Origin of the sequence: Demequina gelatinilytica (assembly GCF_000971115.1) — a bacterium.
GTDB classification, from domain to species: domain Bacteria; phylum Actinomycetota; class Actinomycetes; order Actinomycetales; family Demequinaceae; genus Demequina; species Demequina gelatinilytica.
The window spans coordinates 1-15,691 of the sequence record NZ_BBLV01000013.1; the positions used below are offsets into that span (position 1 = coordinate 1).

Genomic DNA, 15,691 nt, shown 5'->3' on the forward strand with positions numbered 1-15,691 from the left:
CCCCGGCGGCCGTCCGGCTCCCGGTGGCCGTGGCCGTGGCGGCGGCACCGCTGGTGCGTTCGGTCGTGCCGGAGGCAAGCCCGTCCGCGGTCGGAAGTCGAAGCGCGCGAAGCGGGCAGAGTACGAGCAGCAGCAGGCTCCCGCGATCGGCGGCGTGCAGATCCCTCGGGGCGACGGCAACACGCTGATCCGTCTGCGCCGCGGTGCGACGCTCACCGACTTCGCCGAGAAGATCGACGTCAACCCCGCGTCGCTCGTGACCGTCCTCTTCCACCTGGGGGAGATGGCCACCGCGACGCAGTCGCTCGACGAGGACACCTTCGAGGCTCTCGGCAGCGAGCTGGGCTACGTCATCCAGATCGTGTCCCCCGAGGAGGAGGACCGCGAGCTGCTCGAGGACTTCAACATCGACATCGAGGCCGAGCTGGCCGCCGAGACCGATGAGGAGCTCGAGGCACGTCCGCCGGTCGTCACCGTCATGGGTCACGTCGACCACGGAAAGACGCGCCTTCTCGACGCGATCCGCAACGCGGACGTCATCTCGGGCGAGGCCGGTGGCATCACCCAGCACATCGGTGCCTACCAGGTGCACACCACCCACGAGGGCAACGACCGCGCCATCACGTTCATCGACACCCCGGGTCACGAGGCGTTCACCGCCATGCGTGCCCGTGGTGCGAAGGTCACGGACATCGCGATCCTCGTGGTCGCGGCGGACGACGGCGTGATGCCGCAGACCATCGAGGCGCTCAACCACGCCCAGGCGGCCGACGTGCCGATCGTGGTCGCGGTCAACAAGGTGGACAAGGAGGGTGCGAACCCGGCCAAGATCCGCCAGCAGCTCACCGAGTACAACCTGGTGGCCGAGGAGTACGGCGGCGACACGATGTTCGTCGACGTCTCCGCGCTCAAGGGCCAGGGCATCGAGGACCTCCTCGAGGCCGTCCTGCTCACCGCCGACGCCGGTCTGGACCTGCGTGCGAACCCGAACAAGGACGCCCGCGGTGTGGCCGTCGAGGCGCACCTCGACAAGGGCCGCGGCGCCGTGGCGACCGTCCTGGTCAACTCGGGAACGCTGAAGGTCGGCGACGCGATCGTCGCGGGCACGGCCTACGGCCGCGTCCGTGCGATGTTCGACGAGCACGACAACCAGGTCCAGGAGGCGCTGCCCGCGCGTCCGGTCATGGTCATCGGCCTCACGTCGGTGCCCCGCGCCGGCGACACCTTCCTGGTGGCGGACGACGACCGCACGGCCCGTCAGATCGCCGAGAAGCGTGAGGCCGCCGAGCGCGCCGCACAGCTCGCGAAGCGTCGCAAGCGCATCTCCCTCGAGGACTTCAACAAGGCCCTCGAGGAGGGCAAGGTCGACACCCTCAACCTCATCATCAAGGGTGATGTGTCCGGTGCCGTCGAGGCCCTCGAGGACGCGCTGCTCCAGATCGACGTGGGCGACGAGGTCGACCTGCGCATCATCCACCGCGGTGTCGGTGCGGTGACGCAGAACGACGTCAACCTCGCGACGGTCGACAACGCGATCATCATCGGCTTCAACGTGCGCCCGGCCGAGCGCGTCCAGGACCTCGCGGATCGCGAGGGCGTGGACATGCGCTTCTACTCGGTCATCTACCGTGCGCTCGAGGACGTCGAGGCCTCGCTCAAGGGCATGCTCAAGCCCGAGTTCGAGGAGCGTCAGGTCGGTGGCGCGGAGATCATGGAGATCTTCCGCTCCTCCAAGTTCGGCAACATCGCCGGTTCGCTGGTGCGCACCGGTGTCATCCGCCGCAACGCGAAGGCCAAGGTGGTGCGCAACGGCGTCGTCATCGGCGAGCCGACCATCGAGACGCTGCGCCGCTTCAAGGACGACGCCACCGAGGTGCGCGACGGCTACGAGTGCGGTATCGGCCTCGGCAAGTTCAACGACATCCAGGTCGGCGACATCATCGAGACCTTCGAGATGGTCGAGATCCCGAGGTCCTGATGGCTGACAAGGCGAGGGCTCTGAAGCTCGCGGGCACGATCAAGAAGATCGTCGCCCGCGGGCTCCAGACCGAGATCAAGGATCCGCGGCTGGCGTTCGTCACGGTGACCGATGTGCGCGTCACCGGCGACCTCCAGCAGGCCTCGGTGTTCTACACCGTCATGGGTGGCGACACCGAGCGGGAGGACGCCGCGAAGGCGCTGCAGAAGGCCAAGGGCCGGCTGCGGTCCCTCGTGGGCGCGGGCCTCGGCATCCGTCTCACGCCGACGCTCGAGTTCCACCTCGATGCCGTGCCTGAGACGGCGGCGTCGCTCGACCGTGCCCTCCACGAGGCGCATGTGCGGGACGAGGAGCTCAAGCGGCTGCGTGAGAACGCGGACTACGCCGGCGGCGCGGACCCCTACAAGCGTCCCGCCGACGAGGACCAGGACTAGGACATGGGCAGGCGAGGCCCGGAGCCCGCTCCGGGCATCGTCGTCGTGGACAAGCCTCAGGGCTGGACGTCCCACGACGTGGTCGGGCGTGTGCGGCGCTTGGCGCAGACCTCCAAGGTCGGCCACGCCGGCACGCTCGACCCCATGGCCACCGGGGTGCTGGTTCTGGGAATTGGGCGCGCCACGCGCCTGCTCACGTACATCGTCGGGCACGATAAGGGCTACGAGGCGACGATCCGCCTCGGACAGGCGACTGTCACGGACGATGCGGAAGGAGAGGTCACCGGGGCCACGGACACGTCCGCGGTCACGGACGAGGCCATCCTTCCCGCCATCGCCCGGCTCACGGGGGAGATCCTCCAGCGACCGAGCGCGGTGAGCGCGATCAAGGTCGACGGCAAGCGCGCGTATGCGCGTGTGCGCGGGGGCGAGGACGTCGAGCTGCCAGAGCGACCGGTGACGGTCGCGGCGTTCGACGTCCTCGCCATCCGGCGCACGGAGGCCGAGGACGGCACCGCCGTGATCGACCTCGACGTCTCGGTCCAGGTGTCCTCGGGCACCTACGTCCGCGCGCTCGCGCGCGACCTGGGAGCCGCTCTTGGGGTCGGGGGCCATCTCACGGCGCTGCGCCGCACCCGCGTCGGCGGCATCGGGCTCGACCTCGCGCGCACGCTCGAGGATCTCGGAGCCGTTGTCGAGGCGGGGCAGGAGCTGCCCCGCACGTCGCTCGCGGAGGCGGCCTCGGCCACGCTTCCCGTCCTCGAGGTCTCCGACGCTGACGCGACGGCGCTCGGCTTCGGGCAGTTCATCGACGCGACGGTCGGCGGCCCCACGGTGGCGATCGCCCCCGGACCTCGCGCGATCGCTGTGCTCGAGCCCAAGGGCGGCCGCGCCAAGCCGGTCGTGGTCTTCGAGCCCGCCGGCGCATCGTCCGCCTCCTGACCGGCGGTTCCCGCCCGCTCGGGCACAATGTCCCTCATGCATGTGTGGCGCTCGCTCGCGGAGATCCCCGACCTCGGCCCGGCCGTGGTGACGCTCGGGAACTTCGACGGCGTCCATCGGGGGCACCAGGCGGTGCTCGAGGCGATGGTCGCCGATGCGCGTGCGCGCGGTCACGTCGCGCTCGCGATGACATTCGACCCGCACCCCAAGGCGGTGCATGATCCCGCCCACACGCCCGAGCTCATCACGGGCATCGAGGACCGCCTCGAGCGGCTCGCCGCCACGGGGCTCGACGGGGTCCTGGTGGTGCGCTACACGCTCGACTTCGCGCGCCAGACGCCCGAGGAGTTCGTTCGCGACTACCTGGTGCGGGGCCTGCGGGCCTCGTGCGTGGTGGTCGGACGCGACACCCGCTTCGGGCGCGGGAACGCCGGGGACGTGGCGACCATGCGGGAGCTCGGATCCGAGCTCGGCTTCGCGGTGGACATCATCGACGACGCCTGCGCGGTGTCCGAGTCCGGCCGCCGCTGGTCGTCGACCTGGGTGCGCGAGCTGCTCGAGTCCGGCGACCTGCCGGGCGCCAACGACGTCCTGGGACGTGAGCACCGCATCCGCGGCACGGTGATCCACGGCGACGCGCTCGGACGCGAGATCGGCTTCCCGACCGCGAACCTCGACCACTCCGCAGGGATGATCCCGCGCCACGGCGTCTTCGCGGCATGGCTCACGGTGCTCGACGCGCGCGGCAACGCCCGGGCGGAGGGCCTGGTGGGGCAGCGGATGCCCGCAGCCGTGAGCCTCGGGATGAACTACACGGTGGGTGGCACGGACCTCCGGGTCGAGGCGTTCGCGATCGACCGGACGGGCATCGACCTGTACGACGCGGAGGTCGCCCTCGACCTGGTCGAGTGGCGCCGGCCGATGCTCGACTTCGGGTCGCTCGACGCGCTCATCGAGGCGCTCGGCGAGGACGTCGACTGGTGCCGCGAGGTGCTCGCGATTCGCGCGTGATCCCACCGCGGAGGGTGTTACCAGGGGATTAAGTCTCGGTCACGATCGCGTCGCTATCGCGCTTTGTCCGGTTCGGCGGGCTATGGTCGAAAGATGCCAGCCTCCAGCGACGCTCTCGTGGTGCTCGACAAGGTCAACAAGCACTTCGGGGAGCTCCACGTGCTCCAGGACATCGACCTCACCGTCGCGCGCGGCGAGGTGGTCATCGTGATCGGCCCCTCGGGCTCGGGGAAGTCGACGCTGTGCCGCGCGATCAACCGTCTCGAGACCATCGACTCCGGCACCATCACGGTCGACGGGGAGGTGCAGCCGCAGGAGGGCAAGGCGCTCGCGCAGATGCGCGCCGAGGTCGGGATGGTGTTCCAGTCCTTCAACCTCTTCGCGCACAAGACCATCCTCGAGAACGTCACGCTCGGGCCCGTCAAGGTGAAGAAGGAGCCCAAGGCGCAGGCCCGCGAGGAGGCGATGGCGCTTCTCGAGCGCGTGGGCGTCGCGAACCAGGCGCAGAAGTACCCCGCGCAGCTGTCCGGCGGCCAGCAGCAGCGCGTCGCGATCGCGCGGTCCCTCGCGATGAAGCCCAAGGTGATGCTGTTCGACGAGCCCACCAGCGCGCTCGACCCCGAGATGATCAACGAGGTGCTCGACGTCATGGTCACGCTCGCGCACGAGGGCATGACCATGATCGTCGTCACCCACGAGATGGGCTTCGCCCGCAAGGCCGCGAACCGCGTGGTGTTCATGGCGGACGGACGCATCCACGAGCAGGCCACGCCGGAGGAGTTCTTCACGAACCCGCGGTCGGAGCGGGCGAAGGACTTCCTGTCGAAGATCCTCACGCACTAGGGGTTCCCCAGGTTCCAACATCAGCGCCCTGGCAGGGGCGAGGGAGAGGAGAAGGACCATGATGATCCGGAGGAAGGCGGCGGTAGCCGCGCTCGGAGTGGCCGCCGCGGCGATGCTCGCCGCATGCGGGTCCGACGACGGCTCGGAGACCGACGACTCGATGGCAGGCGACGATGCCATGACCGCGGGGGACTTCCCCGAGGGGTCGACGATGGCGGCGCTCGCCGAGGCGGGAAGCATCACCATCGGCACCAAGTTCGACCAGCCGCTCTTCGGGCTCAAGCCGCCCTCGGGCGACCCGGTGGGCTTCGACGTGTCGATCGGCAAGATCATCGCGTCGGAGCTGGGCATCGACGAGGACTCGATCGAGTGGGTCGAGACCGTCTCGGCGAACCGCGAGCCGTTCATCCAGGACGGCTCGGTCGACATCGTCGTCGCGACGTACACCATCAACGACGACCGCAAGGAGCTGGTGAGCTTCGCCGGGCCCTACTACAACGCGGGCCAGGCGCTCATGGTGATGGTCGACAACGAGGACATCTCCAGCCCCGACGACCTCGCGGGGAAGAAGGTCTGCTCCGTCGAGGGGTCGACCCCCGCGGCGAACATCGAGGAGAACTACCCCGACGCCGAGCTGTCGCTCTTCGCGGCGTACGGCGACTGCCTCGACCCGCTGCGCAACGGCCAGGTCGACGTGGTCACCACCGACAACGTGATCCTCGCGGGCTACGTCGACCAGTACCCGGACGAGTTCAAGGTGGTAGGCGAGCCCTTCACCGAGGAGCCGTACGGGATCGGCCTCGCGCACGACGACACCGAGTTCCGCATGTGGATCAACGACGTGCTCGAGGAGATCTTCGAGGACGGCCGCTGGCTCGAGGCGTGGAACGAGAACGTCGGCGACATCCTGCCGGAGCCCGAGGTCCCGACCGTGGACCGCTACGAGAACTAGCGGCATCGCCGTGCGGCCCGTCGCAGGACGGGCCGCACGGTACGTCCGGAGGAGAGCATGGGCACGTTCATCGACGAGTTCGGCACCATCTGGGGCGCGTTCCTCGCGACGCTGAGCCTCACCGTGGTGTCGGGCGCTCTCGCGCTCGTGTGGGGCACCCTGCTCGCGGTGATGCGCGTCTCGCCGGTCGGGCCCCTGCGCACCTTCGGGACGGGGTACGTGGAGCTGGTGCGCAACACCCCGCTCACGGTGATGTTCTTCTTCTGGGTCTTCGTCGCCCCGTCCATCGGCTTCGTGCCGCCGCTGGGGTTCTGGATCGCGGTCATCGCCATGACGCTGTACACCTCGTCGTTCGTGTGCGAGGCGCTGCGCTCCGGCGTGAACTCGGTGGGGGTCGGGCAGGCCGAGGCCGCGCGCAGCATCGGCCTGACGTTCGGCCAGACCCTCTCCCAGGTGGTGCTCCCGCAGGCGTGGCGGACCGCGATCCCGCCGCTCATCTCGGTGCTCATCGCGCACACGAAGAACACCTCGGTCGCGGCCGGCTTCGCGTACTTCGAGCTGGTCGCGAGCATGCAGCGGCTCACCAACAAGCACCCGGCGGACGGCATCGTCATCTTCTTCGGGATCGGCCTCATGTACCTGGTCATCACCATCCCGCTGGGCCTCCTGGCGGCCCGGATCGAGCGGAAGGTGGCATTCGCCCGATGAGCGGATCGATCCTCTACGACGCCCCCGGCCCGCGCGCGAAGCGCCTGGACCGGACCCTCAACATCGTCTTCTCGCTCGTCTTCGTGGCCGTCGTCGCGTGGATCGGGTACTCGTTCTGGCAGCGCGACATCTTCAACGACCGCTGGGCTGTGCTGTGGGAGGGCGCGCGCGGCCAGACCCCGGCGGACGTCTGGGGATCGCTCGCTCGCGGCCTCGGCAGGACGCTGCTCGCGGCCGGCATCGCGGCGCCCATCGCGATGCTCATCGGCGGCGGGATCGCGATCATCCGCCGCGGGGCCCGCTCGCGCTGGGTGTCGGTGCCGCCCACCGTGCTCACCGAGCTCGCGCGCGGCCTCCCGGTGCTGCTGCTGATGTTCCTCGCGAAGCTTGTCTTCGGCTGGCCGTTCCTCTGGTCCGTGGTCTTCGGCCTGGTGGTCTACAACGCGGCCGTGGTCGCGGAGATCCTGCGCGCCGGGCTGGCCGCGCTCCCGAAGGGGCAACGCGAGGCCGGGCTGAGCATCGGCCTGTCCACGATGCGCACCACGCTCATCATCGAGCTGCCGCAGGCCGTGCGCATCATGCTCCCGGCTCTGATCTCCCAGCTGGTGGTGCTGCTCAAGGACACGTCGCTCGGCTTCATCATCGCCTACGAGGAGCTGCTGCGGACCATGAAGCTCAACTCCGAGTTCTTCGGCTCGGAGTCGCGCATCGTGTTCTTCACGGTGGGCGCGGGGATCTACATCCTCATCAACATGTCCGTCTCGCGGCTGGCCACCTTCGTCGAGCGCCGCCTGCGCGAGGGCGGGGGAGGGAAGGGCATCGAGCCTCCCGAGATCGGCCCTGCGGGTCCCATCCCGCAGTCCGGCGTCGGTGGACCTGCCCGGGAGGAGGGGGCGCACGCCGGCGACCCGGTGTTCGGCGCGGGGCGGCGTCCCGAGTCGCGCCCGATCCCGCAGCGGCGCCCCGGCGACGACGAGGGCGAGCGCCGCCGTCAGGCGTATCTTGGTGACCCGACCGCGCAGTCGCTGCGGCACAACACGCGCACGGGCGACAGCCGGTAGCGCGCCCGCCTGGGTGCGGTCGCGGCGGAGCGCCCGCGTCCTGTATGCTTGATCGTCGCCGTAAGAACGGCCGCGGATCCCAGAGCACCGGAGAACAAGCCCGGTTGCGCCGCGCAGCGAGACGAAAGAGAGATCACAGTGGCGCTCGACGCAGCAGTGAAGCAGTCCATCATGGCCGAGTACGCGACCCGCGAGGGCGACACCGGCTCTCCCGAGGTCCAGGTCGCCGTCCTGACCCAGCGCATCAAGGACCTGACGGAGCACCTGAAGGAGCACAAGCACGACCACCACTCGCGTCGTGGCCTGCTCCTCCTGGTCGGCCGTCGCCGCAACCTCCTCAACTACCTCCAGCGTGTCGACGTGGAGCGCTACCGCGCCCTCATCGCCCGTCTGGGCCTGCGCCGCTAAGCGCGCAGCCCCGCCAGGCGTCTGCCCGGCCGCTCCCTCCATTCCGAGGTCGCAGCGGCCGGGCTTTCGCGTATCCGGGGACGATGCGGGCCGTCCGTCCGCCGCGCATCGTGCGTCCCCGCTGATAGGATGTTCGCGGTCCGGTTCGCCGGGCCACCCAACTCAACCTGGCAGGCCAGCCGGATGCTGATCCTCGGTGGTGACGATCAGAACCCCACCTCGATGGGATTCTTCTGCGCGTTTCGACTGACGATCAGTGACGCGGCGTGAGCCGCATCCGCCTGCCTGCCACGAATAGGCAAGGAGCAGCTCCTGATGGAGGGTCCTGAGATCCAGTTCGCCGAGGCCACGATCGACAACGGTCGCTTCGGCACCCGCACCGTCCGGTTCGAGACGGGACGTCTCGCCAAGCAGGCCGCCGGCTCCGCCGTCGCGTACCTCGACGGTGAGACCATGCTGCTGTCCGCGACCACGGCCTCGAAGGCCCCGCGCGACGGCTTCGACTTCTTCCCCCTGACCGTGGATGTCGAGGAGCGTCAGTACGCCGCCGGCAAGATCCCCGGCTCGTTCTTCCGCCGCGAGGGCCGTCCCACCACGGACGCCATCCTCACGTGCCGTCTGATCGACCGTCCGCTGCGCCCGTCCTTCGTGTCGGGTCTGCGCAACGAGATCCAGGTCGTCGTCGACGTCCTCGCGATCCACCCGGACGACCAGTACGACGTCATCGCGATCAACGCGGCCTCGATGTCCACCCAGCTCGCAGGCCTGCCCTTCTCGGGCCCCATCGGTGGCGTGCGCATCGCGCTCGTCGAGGGCCAGTGGGTGTGCTTCCCGCGCTGGTCGGAGATGGAGAACGCCGTCTTCAACATGGTCGTGGCCGGCCGTGTCGTCGGTGACGACGTCGCGATCATGATGGTCGAGGCCGAGGCGACCGAGAACGCCTTCGACCTCATCTCCGAGGGTGCTCAGGCGCCCACCGAGACCGTCGTGGCCGAGGGCCTCGAGGCCGCCAAGCCGTTCATCCGCGCGCTGTGCGAGGCGCAGGCCGACGTCGCGGCGAAGGCGGCCAAGGAGACCGCGGAGTTCCCGCGCTTCCTCGACTACCAGGACGACGTGTTCGGCGCCGTGGCGCCCGCGATCGAGGGCGACCTCGCCGAGGCGCTCCAGATCGCGGACAAGCAGACGCGTGAGAACCGCCTCGACGAGATCAAGGCCGGCGCGCTCGACCAGTTCTCGGGCCAGTTCGAGGGCCGCGAGAAGGAGATCTCCGCGGTGGTCCGCTCGGTCACCAAGCAGACCATCCGCCAGCGCATCCTCAAGGACGGCGTCCGCATCGACGGCCGCGGCCTCAAGGACATCCGTCCGCTCTCGGCCGAGGTCGCCGTGGTGCCCCGCGTGCACGGCTCCGCGATCTTCGAGCGCGGCGAGACCCAGATCATGGGTATCACCACGCTCAACATGCTCAAGATGGAGCAGCAGATCGACTCGTTCTCGCCCGAGACGCACAAGCGCTACATGCACCACTACAACTTCCCGCCGTTCTCGACGGGTGAGACGGGCCGCGTGGGCTCGCCGAAGCGCCGCGAGATCGGCCACGGTGCGCTCGCCGAGCGTGCCCTGGTGCCCGTGCTCCCGTCGCGCGAGGACTTCCCCTACGCGATCCGTGAGGTGTCCGAGGCGCTCGGCTCGAACGGCTCGACCTCGATGGGCTCGGTCTGCGCGTCGACGCTCGCCATGCTCAACGCCGGTGTGCCGCTCAAGGCCCCCGTCGCGGGCATCGCGATGGGCCTCGTGTCCGACACGGTCGACGGCGAGACCCGCTACGCGGCGCTCACCGACATCCTGGGCGCCGAGGACGCGTTCGGCGACATGGACTTCAAGGTCGCCGGTACCTCCGAGTTCGTCACCGCGATCCAGCTCGACACCAAGCTCGACGGCATCCCCGCCTCGGTCCTGGCCGGCGCGCTGCAGCAGGCGTACGACGCCCGCGTCCACATCCTCGGCGTGATGGCGCAGGCCATCTCCGAGCCCGACGAGATGAGCCCGCACGCCCCGCGCGTGATCGCGGTGCGCATCCCCGTCGACAAGATCGGCGAGGTCATCGGCCCCAAGGGCAAGATGATCAACCAGATCCAGGACGACACGGGCGCCGACATCTCGATCGAGGACGACGGCACCGTGTACATCGGCGCCACCGACGGTCCGTCGGCGGAGGCCGCGCGCGCCGCGATCAACGCGATCGCGAACCCGCACGTCCCCGAGGTCGGCGAGCGCTTCGTCGGCACCGTGGTGAAGACCGTCGCGTTCGGCGCCTTCATCTCGCTCACCCCGGGCAAGGACGGCCTTCTGCACATCTCGCAGATCCGCAAGCTCGTGGGCGGCAAGCGCGTCGACAACGTCGAGGACGTCCTGTCCGTGGGCCAGAAGATCCAGGTGGAGATCACCGAGGTCGACCCGCGCGGCAAGCTCTCGCTCGGCGTGGTCGAGGAGGCGGGTGCCGAGGCGTCCGCCGAGGAGACCGTCGAGGCGTAAGCCCGGTCTGACGCAGTTCCGCTCGAAGGGCGGTCGGGGTGACCCGGCCGCCCTTCGGCGTTCCTGCGCAGGCACGGGGCTCCGCGCACCGAGCGCGGGCGGTGGGAGCGTCGCGCCGCGACTAGGCTCGCCCTCATGCCTCACATGCTTCCCCTCGTGCACGCCGGCGCCATCGGCTCCGACATCACCGTCGAGCAGGACCACGGCGCGGTCATCCGCCGCTCGATCCTGCCGGGAGGCGTGCGCGTGCTCACCGAGCAGATCCCGGGCATGCGCTCGGCGACGCTCGGCGCGTGGATCGGCGTCGGCTCGCGTGACGAGGCGCCGGAGCACGCCGGCTCGACGCACTTCCTCGAGCACCTGCTGTTCAAGGGGACCCGACGCCGGACCGCGCTCGACATCGCGGAGGAGTTCGACCGCGTGGGCGGCGAGTCCAACGCGCTCACCGGCAAGGAGTACACCTGCTACTACGCGCGGGTGATCGACACGGACCTGCCGATGGCCATCGACGTGATCCTCGACATGGTCACCAGCGCCCGGCTCGACCAGGCCGACTTCGACATGGAGCGCGGGGTGATCCTCGAGGAGCTCGCGATGAACGAGGACGACCCGGGCGACGTCATCCACGAGCGCTTCACCGAGGCGGTCCTGGGCGGGCACGTCCTGGGCCGCCCCATCGGAGGCACGCCCGAGATCATCAACGCGGTGACGCGCGACGCGGTGTGGGAGCATTACCAGCAGCACTACACGCCCGAGGGGCTCATCATCACGGCCGCCGGGGGAGTGGACCACGACGCGGTGTGCGCCATGGTCGCCGAGGCGCTGGTGCGCGGCGGGTGGACGCTGGCGGACGGTGTGGTCCCCGCGGGCCGTCGCGATCGCTTCGCGCCCGTCGAGGCGACCCTGACGCCCGAGGTCCGCATCACCCGCCACGAGCTCGAGCAGGCGCACGTGCTGCTCGGCACGCGCGGTTTCAGCGCGACCGACGAGCGTCGCAGCGTGCTCGCGGTCTACAACGCGATCCTGGGCGGCGGCATGAGCTCGCGCCTGTTCCAGGAGATCCGTGAGAAGCGCGGCCTCACCTATGCCGTGTACTCGTTCGGCGCCCCGAGCACGGAGACGGGAGTGTTCGGCGTCTACGGCGCATGCACGTCCGCCAAGGTCGACGAGGTCGAGCGCCTCATGGCCGTCGAGCTCGAGCGGATGGCCGAGGGCATCACGGCCTCCGAGCTCGAGCGCGCCAAGGGCCAGATCGCGGGCTCCATGGTGCTGCGCCTCGAGGACTCGTACTCGCGCATGTCGCGGCTGGGCAAGGCCGAGCTGGTGTTCGGCGACCTGTGGTCCATCGCCGAGATGCTCGACGACGTCCACGCGGTCACCACCGACCAGGTGCGCGCGCTCGCGGCGGACATCGCGTCGCGCGAGCGCGTCTCGGTGCGCGTCGGCCCGGCATAACGACGTCTGAGCGCAGTGCTTATGTTGCGCTTATCCACCTCCCAGGCTTCTCCCAGGTTCCGTTCGTAACTTCGCATCGTCAAGGCGTGACGATGCGAACGGACGGACGATGCCCAAGAACACTTCGAGGTGGACCCGCGTGCGAGCGTGGGGGATCCCCACCGGCACCCTGCTGGCCGGCGCAGGACTCGGCGCAGGTGCGATGGCGCTGTGGGGCACCGGGTCGGACCCGGTGCAGGAGACGCGATCGATGGACGCGAGCGGTCAGCAGACCGTGACCGTGTCGCTGCAGACGCTCGAGGAGACCGTCTCCGCCACGGGCTCGCTCGCGGCCGTGTCGACGGACTCCCTCGCGTTCGAGGCCTCGGGCACGGTGACCGCCGTCAACGTGGCGGCCGGCGACGTGGTCGAGGAGGGCGACGTGATCGCCACCATCGACACCCTCCAGCTCACGGCGTCGCTGCGCGCGGCGCAGGCGGACCTCGCGGAGGCGAGGGCCAACCTCTCCAACCTCAAGGATGAGGACGACGACTCGGAGGCCAGCGAGAAGCAGATCGCGGCGGCCAAGGCGCAGGTCGCGCTCCTCAAGGAGTCGGTCGCGGACGCCGAGGACGCCATGGAGGACGCGACGCTGGTCGCGGACATGGCCGGCCTGGTCACGTCGCAGCCCTACGAGGTGGGCGACGTGGTCTCGAGCGGGTCGTCCGGCGGTTCCGGGTCGACCGGCATGTCGACGGCGTCGACCTCGACCACCACGTCGAGCGGCGTCACCATCGTGGGTCAGGACGACTGGACGGTGTCCGTGAGCCTGTCGGAGGACGAGGTCGCGCTGATCGACGAGGGCGACCAGGTGACCTTCACGGCCGACGACGTCGACTCCGAGTTCTACGGGATCGTGACCGAGATCGCGAACCTGCCGACCACCACCGGCGGCAGCGCCACGTACGCGGTCGAGCTGCAGGTCACCGGCGACGTCGAGGGCCTGTACGAGGGCACCTCGGTCACCGCGGAGATCGTCTACCTCCGCCAGGTCGACGTGCTCGCGATCCCCACCAACGCGATCACCACCGCCGACGGCGTCTCCACCGTGACGGTGGTGGACGATGCGGGCGACGAGGAGGAGCGGACCGTCACGCTGGGCGAGGCGATCGGCACGTACACCGAGGTCACCGACGGCCTCGAGGAGGGCGAGCAGCTCGCCGTGACGGTGGCCACCGGCGGCTCCGGATCCGACAGCGGCACCGACGAGCAGCAGTGGGGCCAGTTCCCCGGCGGCGGCGAGATGCCGACGGGCGACTTCGGCGGCGGCCAGATGCCGACCGGCGGCATGGGCGCGATGCCCGGCCAGTAGGCCGGCACGCATCGACCTGGATCTATCGGACGAGGACGCACATGACCGCCACCGCCATCACCACCACGCACTTCGAGACCGCCGCACCGGTCATCGAGCTCTCGGGTGCCCGCAAGACGTACCACACGGGGGACATCGAGTTCGAGGCCCTGCGGGGCATCGACTGCCGCATCTACCCGGGCGAGTACGTCGCCATCGTCGGTCCCTCAGGATCCGGCAAGTCCACCCTCATGAACATCCTGGGGTGCCTCGACGTCCTCACGAGCGGGAGCTACGTGCTCGCGGGCGAGGACGTCTCGCACATGGACGAGGTCGCGCTCGCCTCCGCCCGCAACCGCCGCATCGGCTTCGTCTTCCAGCAGTTCCACCTGCTCTCGAGCCTGACCGCGCTGGGCAACGTCGAGCTCCCGCTCATCTACGCGGGGGTCGCCCCGGCCGAGCGCCGCAAGCGCGCGATGGTCGCGCTCGAGCGGGTCGGGCTGGGAGACAAGAGCCGCAACCACCCGGGCCAGCTCTCCGGGGGCCAGCAGCAACGTGTCGCGATCGCGCGTGCGCTGGTGACGGAGCCCGCGATCGTCCTCGCCGACGAGCCCACGGGAAACCTCGACTCGCATTCCACGAGGGACGTGCTCGGGATGCTCGACGACCTCCATGCGGAGGGCAGCACCATCGTGCTCATCACGCACGAGTCCGACGTGGCGGCGCGTGCCGGCACGGTCTACAACGTGACCGACGGGCAGTTCGTCGGCACGGGAACGGAGATCGCCAAATGAGGCCCGCCGACCTGCTCGCCAGCTCCTGGCGTGCGATCCGCTCGCACAAGATGCGCTCGGCGCTCACGATGCTCGGCATCGTGGTCGGCATCGCCTCCGTGGTGCTCACCGTGGGTCTGGGGCTCGGGACGCAGAAGGACGTCAGCGAGCAGATCGCGGCGCTCGGCTCGGACCTCCTCATCGTGTCGCCCGGGTCCTCGACGGACGAGAGCGGCATGCGCGGCGGCTTCGGCTCGGGGACCACCCTGACCCGTGCCGACGCCGATGCGCTCGCCTCGACCGTCGCGGTGCCCGACGCGATGGCGGTCGCCGCGGAGAAGACCGCGAGCGTCTCGCTCGAGTACGGCGAGAGCAACTGGACCACCACCGTCACGGGCACGTCGACCAGCTGGCCCGAGGTCCGCTCGCGCGAGCTGCTGTACGGCTCGTTCTTCACGGACGAGGACGTCGACTCCGGCGCGAGCGTGATCGTGCTGGGCGCGGAGACCGCGGAGGAGCTGTTCGGCACCGCGGCGGTGGTGGGTCAGGACGTCACCATCGACGACGACACCTACGAGGTGGTCGGGGTGCTGAGCGAGGCCGGGTCCTCGGGCGACACGTCGCTCGACGACATGGCGGTGGTGCCGATGACCACGCTGGTGGAGCAGCTCGACGACTCGGGCTCGAGCGAGTCCGTCGCGACCATCTACATCAAGGCGGCGGCATCGAACCTGCTGAGCGCCGCCTCGCAGGAGGCGGAGTCGCTGCTGCTCAACCTCCACGGGATCGCGGCTGCCGATGACGCGGACTTCACCATCGATGTCCAGGACTCGCTGCTCGACGCGGCGACGTCCGTGTACCAGAAGCTCACGGTGCTGCTCACCGGGATCGCCGCGCTGGCGCTGCTCGTGGGCGGCATCGGGGTCATGAACATCATGCTGGTGTCGGTGACCGAGCGCACCAGGGAGATCGGCCTGCGCAAGGCGCTCGGCGCGGCTCCCGCGAACATCCGCAACCAGTTCCTCATCGAGGCGATGATCCTCGGGCTCAGCGGTGGCGCGATCGGGGTCGCGATCGGTGTGGGGCTCGCGCTGGCGCTGCCCTCGGTGCTCGGCTCGACCATCGTGATCTCGGGCCTCGCCCTGGTGGTCTCGGTGGTCGTCGCGGTCGGGATCGGCGCGGTGTTCGGCGTGTACCCGGCGGCGCGTGCCGCCAAGCTCGCCCCCATCGATGCGCTGCGCGACCAGTAGACGTGAACAGATCA

Annotated in this window: 14 protein-coding genes; all 14 read left to right on the top strand. The window is 69.8% G+C overall.

Features of this window, described 5'->3' with window-relative positions:
- Positions 1–1,978: translation initiation factor IF-2 (infB, locus tag AOM00_RS11230; protein WP_062517871.1), on the top strand; the 1,978-nt coding region annotated here is incomplete at its 5' end.
- Positions 1,978–2,412 (top strand): 30S ribosome-binding factor RbfA, encoded by a 435-nt coding sequence (rbfA, locus tag AOM00_RS11235; protein ID WP_062517872.1) that lies wholly within the window; start codon positions 1,978–1,980, stop codon positions 2,410–2,412. The genes infB and rbfA, both read left to right, overlap by 1 nt.
- 3 nt (positions 2,413–2,415) lie before the next feature.
- A complete protein-coding gene (gene truB, locus AOM00_RS11240) occupies positions 2,416–3,354 on the top strand; it encodes a tRNA pseudouridine(55) synthase TruB (RefSeq protein WP_062517873.1) in 939 nt (312 codons plus the stop codon).
- Between the two features lie 36 nt (positions 3,355–3,390).
- Positions 3,391–4,365 (top strand): bifunctional riboflavin kinase/FAD synthetase, encoded by a 975-nt coding sequence (locus AOM00_RS11245; RefSeq protein ID WP_062517874.1) that lies wholly within the window; start codon positions 3,391–3,393, stop codon positions 4,363–4,365.
- 93 nt (positions 4,366–4,458) lie between these two features.
- Complete coding sequence (locus AOM00_RS11250; protein ID WP_062517875.1) at positions 4,459–5,208, top strand: amino acid ABC transporter ATP-binding protein; 750 nt, start codon at positions 4,459–4,461, stop codon at positions 5,206–5,208.
- A 61-nt stretch (positions 5,209–5,269) separates the two neighbouring features.
- Positions 5,270–6,160, top strand: coding sequence for a glutamate ABC transporter substrate-binding protein (locus tag AOM00_RS11255; protein ID WP_439644930.1), 891 nt, complete (start codon positions 5,270–5,272; stop codon positions 6,158–6,160).
- A gap of 57 nt (positions 6,161–6,217) precedes the next feature.
- The gene (locus AOM00_RS11260; RefSeq protein WP_062301277.1) at positions 6,218–6,868 is read left to right on the top strand and encodes an amino acid ABC transporter permease; all 651 of its coding nucleotides are present in this window, start codon (positions 6,218–6,220) and stop codon (positions 6,866–6,868) included.
- The gene (locus AOM00_RS11265; protein ID WP_062517877.1) at positions 6,865–7,929 is read left to right on the top strand and encodes an amino acid ABC transporter permease; all 1,065 of its coding nucleotides are present in this window, start codon (positions 6,865–6,867) and stop codon (positions 7,927–7,929) included. Before AOM00_RS11260 ends, AOM00_RS11265 begins: the two co-directional genes overlap by 4 nt.
- Positions 7,930–8,067: 138 nt before the next feature.
- On the top strand, positions 8,068–8,337 hold the full coding sequence (gene rpsO / locus AOM00_RS11270; protein WP_062301281.1) for a 30S ribosomal protein S15: 270 nt from the start codon (positions 8,068–8,070) through the stop codon (positions 8,335–8,337).
- A gap of 315 nt (positions 8,338–8,652) precedes the next feature.
- On the top strand, positions 8,653–10,869 hold the full coding sequence (locus AOM00_RS11275) for a polyribonucleotide nucleotidyltransferase (protein ID WP_062517878.1): 2,217 nt from the start codon (positions 8,653–8,655) through the stop codon (positions 10,867–10,869).
- A 135-nt stretch (positions 10,870–11,004) separates the two neighbouring features.
- Positions 11,005–12,324, top strand: coding sequence for a M16 family metallopeptidase (locus AOM00_RS11280; RefSeq protein WP_062517879.1), 1,320 nt, complete (start codon positions 11,005–11,007; stop codon positions 12,322–12,324).
- Between the two features lie 139 nt (positions 12,325–12,463).
- Entirely contained in the window at positions 12,464–13,675 is a 1,212-nt protein-coding gene (locus AOM00_RS11285; RefSeq protein ID WP_062517880.1) for an efflux RND transporter periplasmic adaptor subunit, read from the top strand.
- 41 nt (positions 13,676–13,716) lie between these two features.
- Entirely contained in the window at positions 13,717–14,448 is a 732-nt protein-coding gene (locus AOM00_RS11290) for an ABC transporter ATP-binding protein (protein WP_062517881.1), read from the top strand.
- Positions 14,445–15,677 carry an ABC transporter permease gene (locus tag AOM00_RS11295; protein ID WP_062517882.1) on the top strand — a complete coding sequence of 411 codons (1,233 nt, stop codon included), beginning with the start codon at positions 14,445–14,447 and terminating at the stop codon, positions 15,675–15,677. The genes AOM00_RS11290 and AOM00_RS11295 overlap by 4 nt, the downstream gene beginning before the upstream one ends.
- The last annotated feature ends 14 nt before the right edge of the window (positions 15,678–15,691 follow it).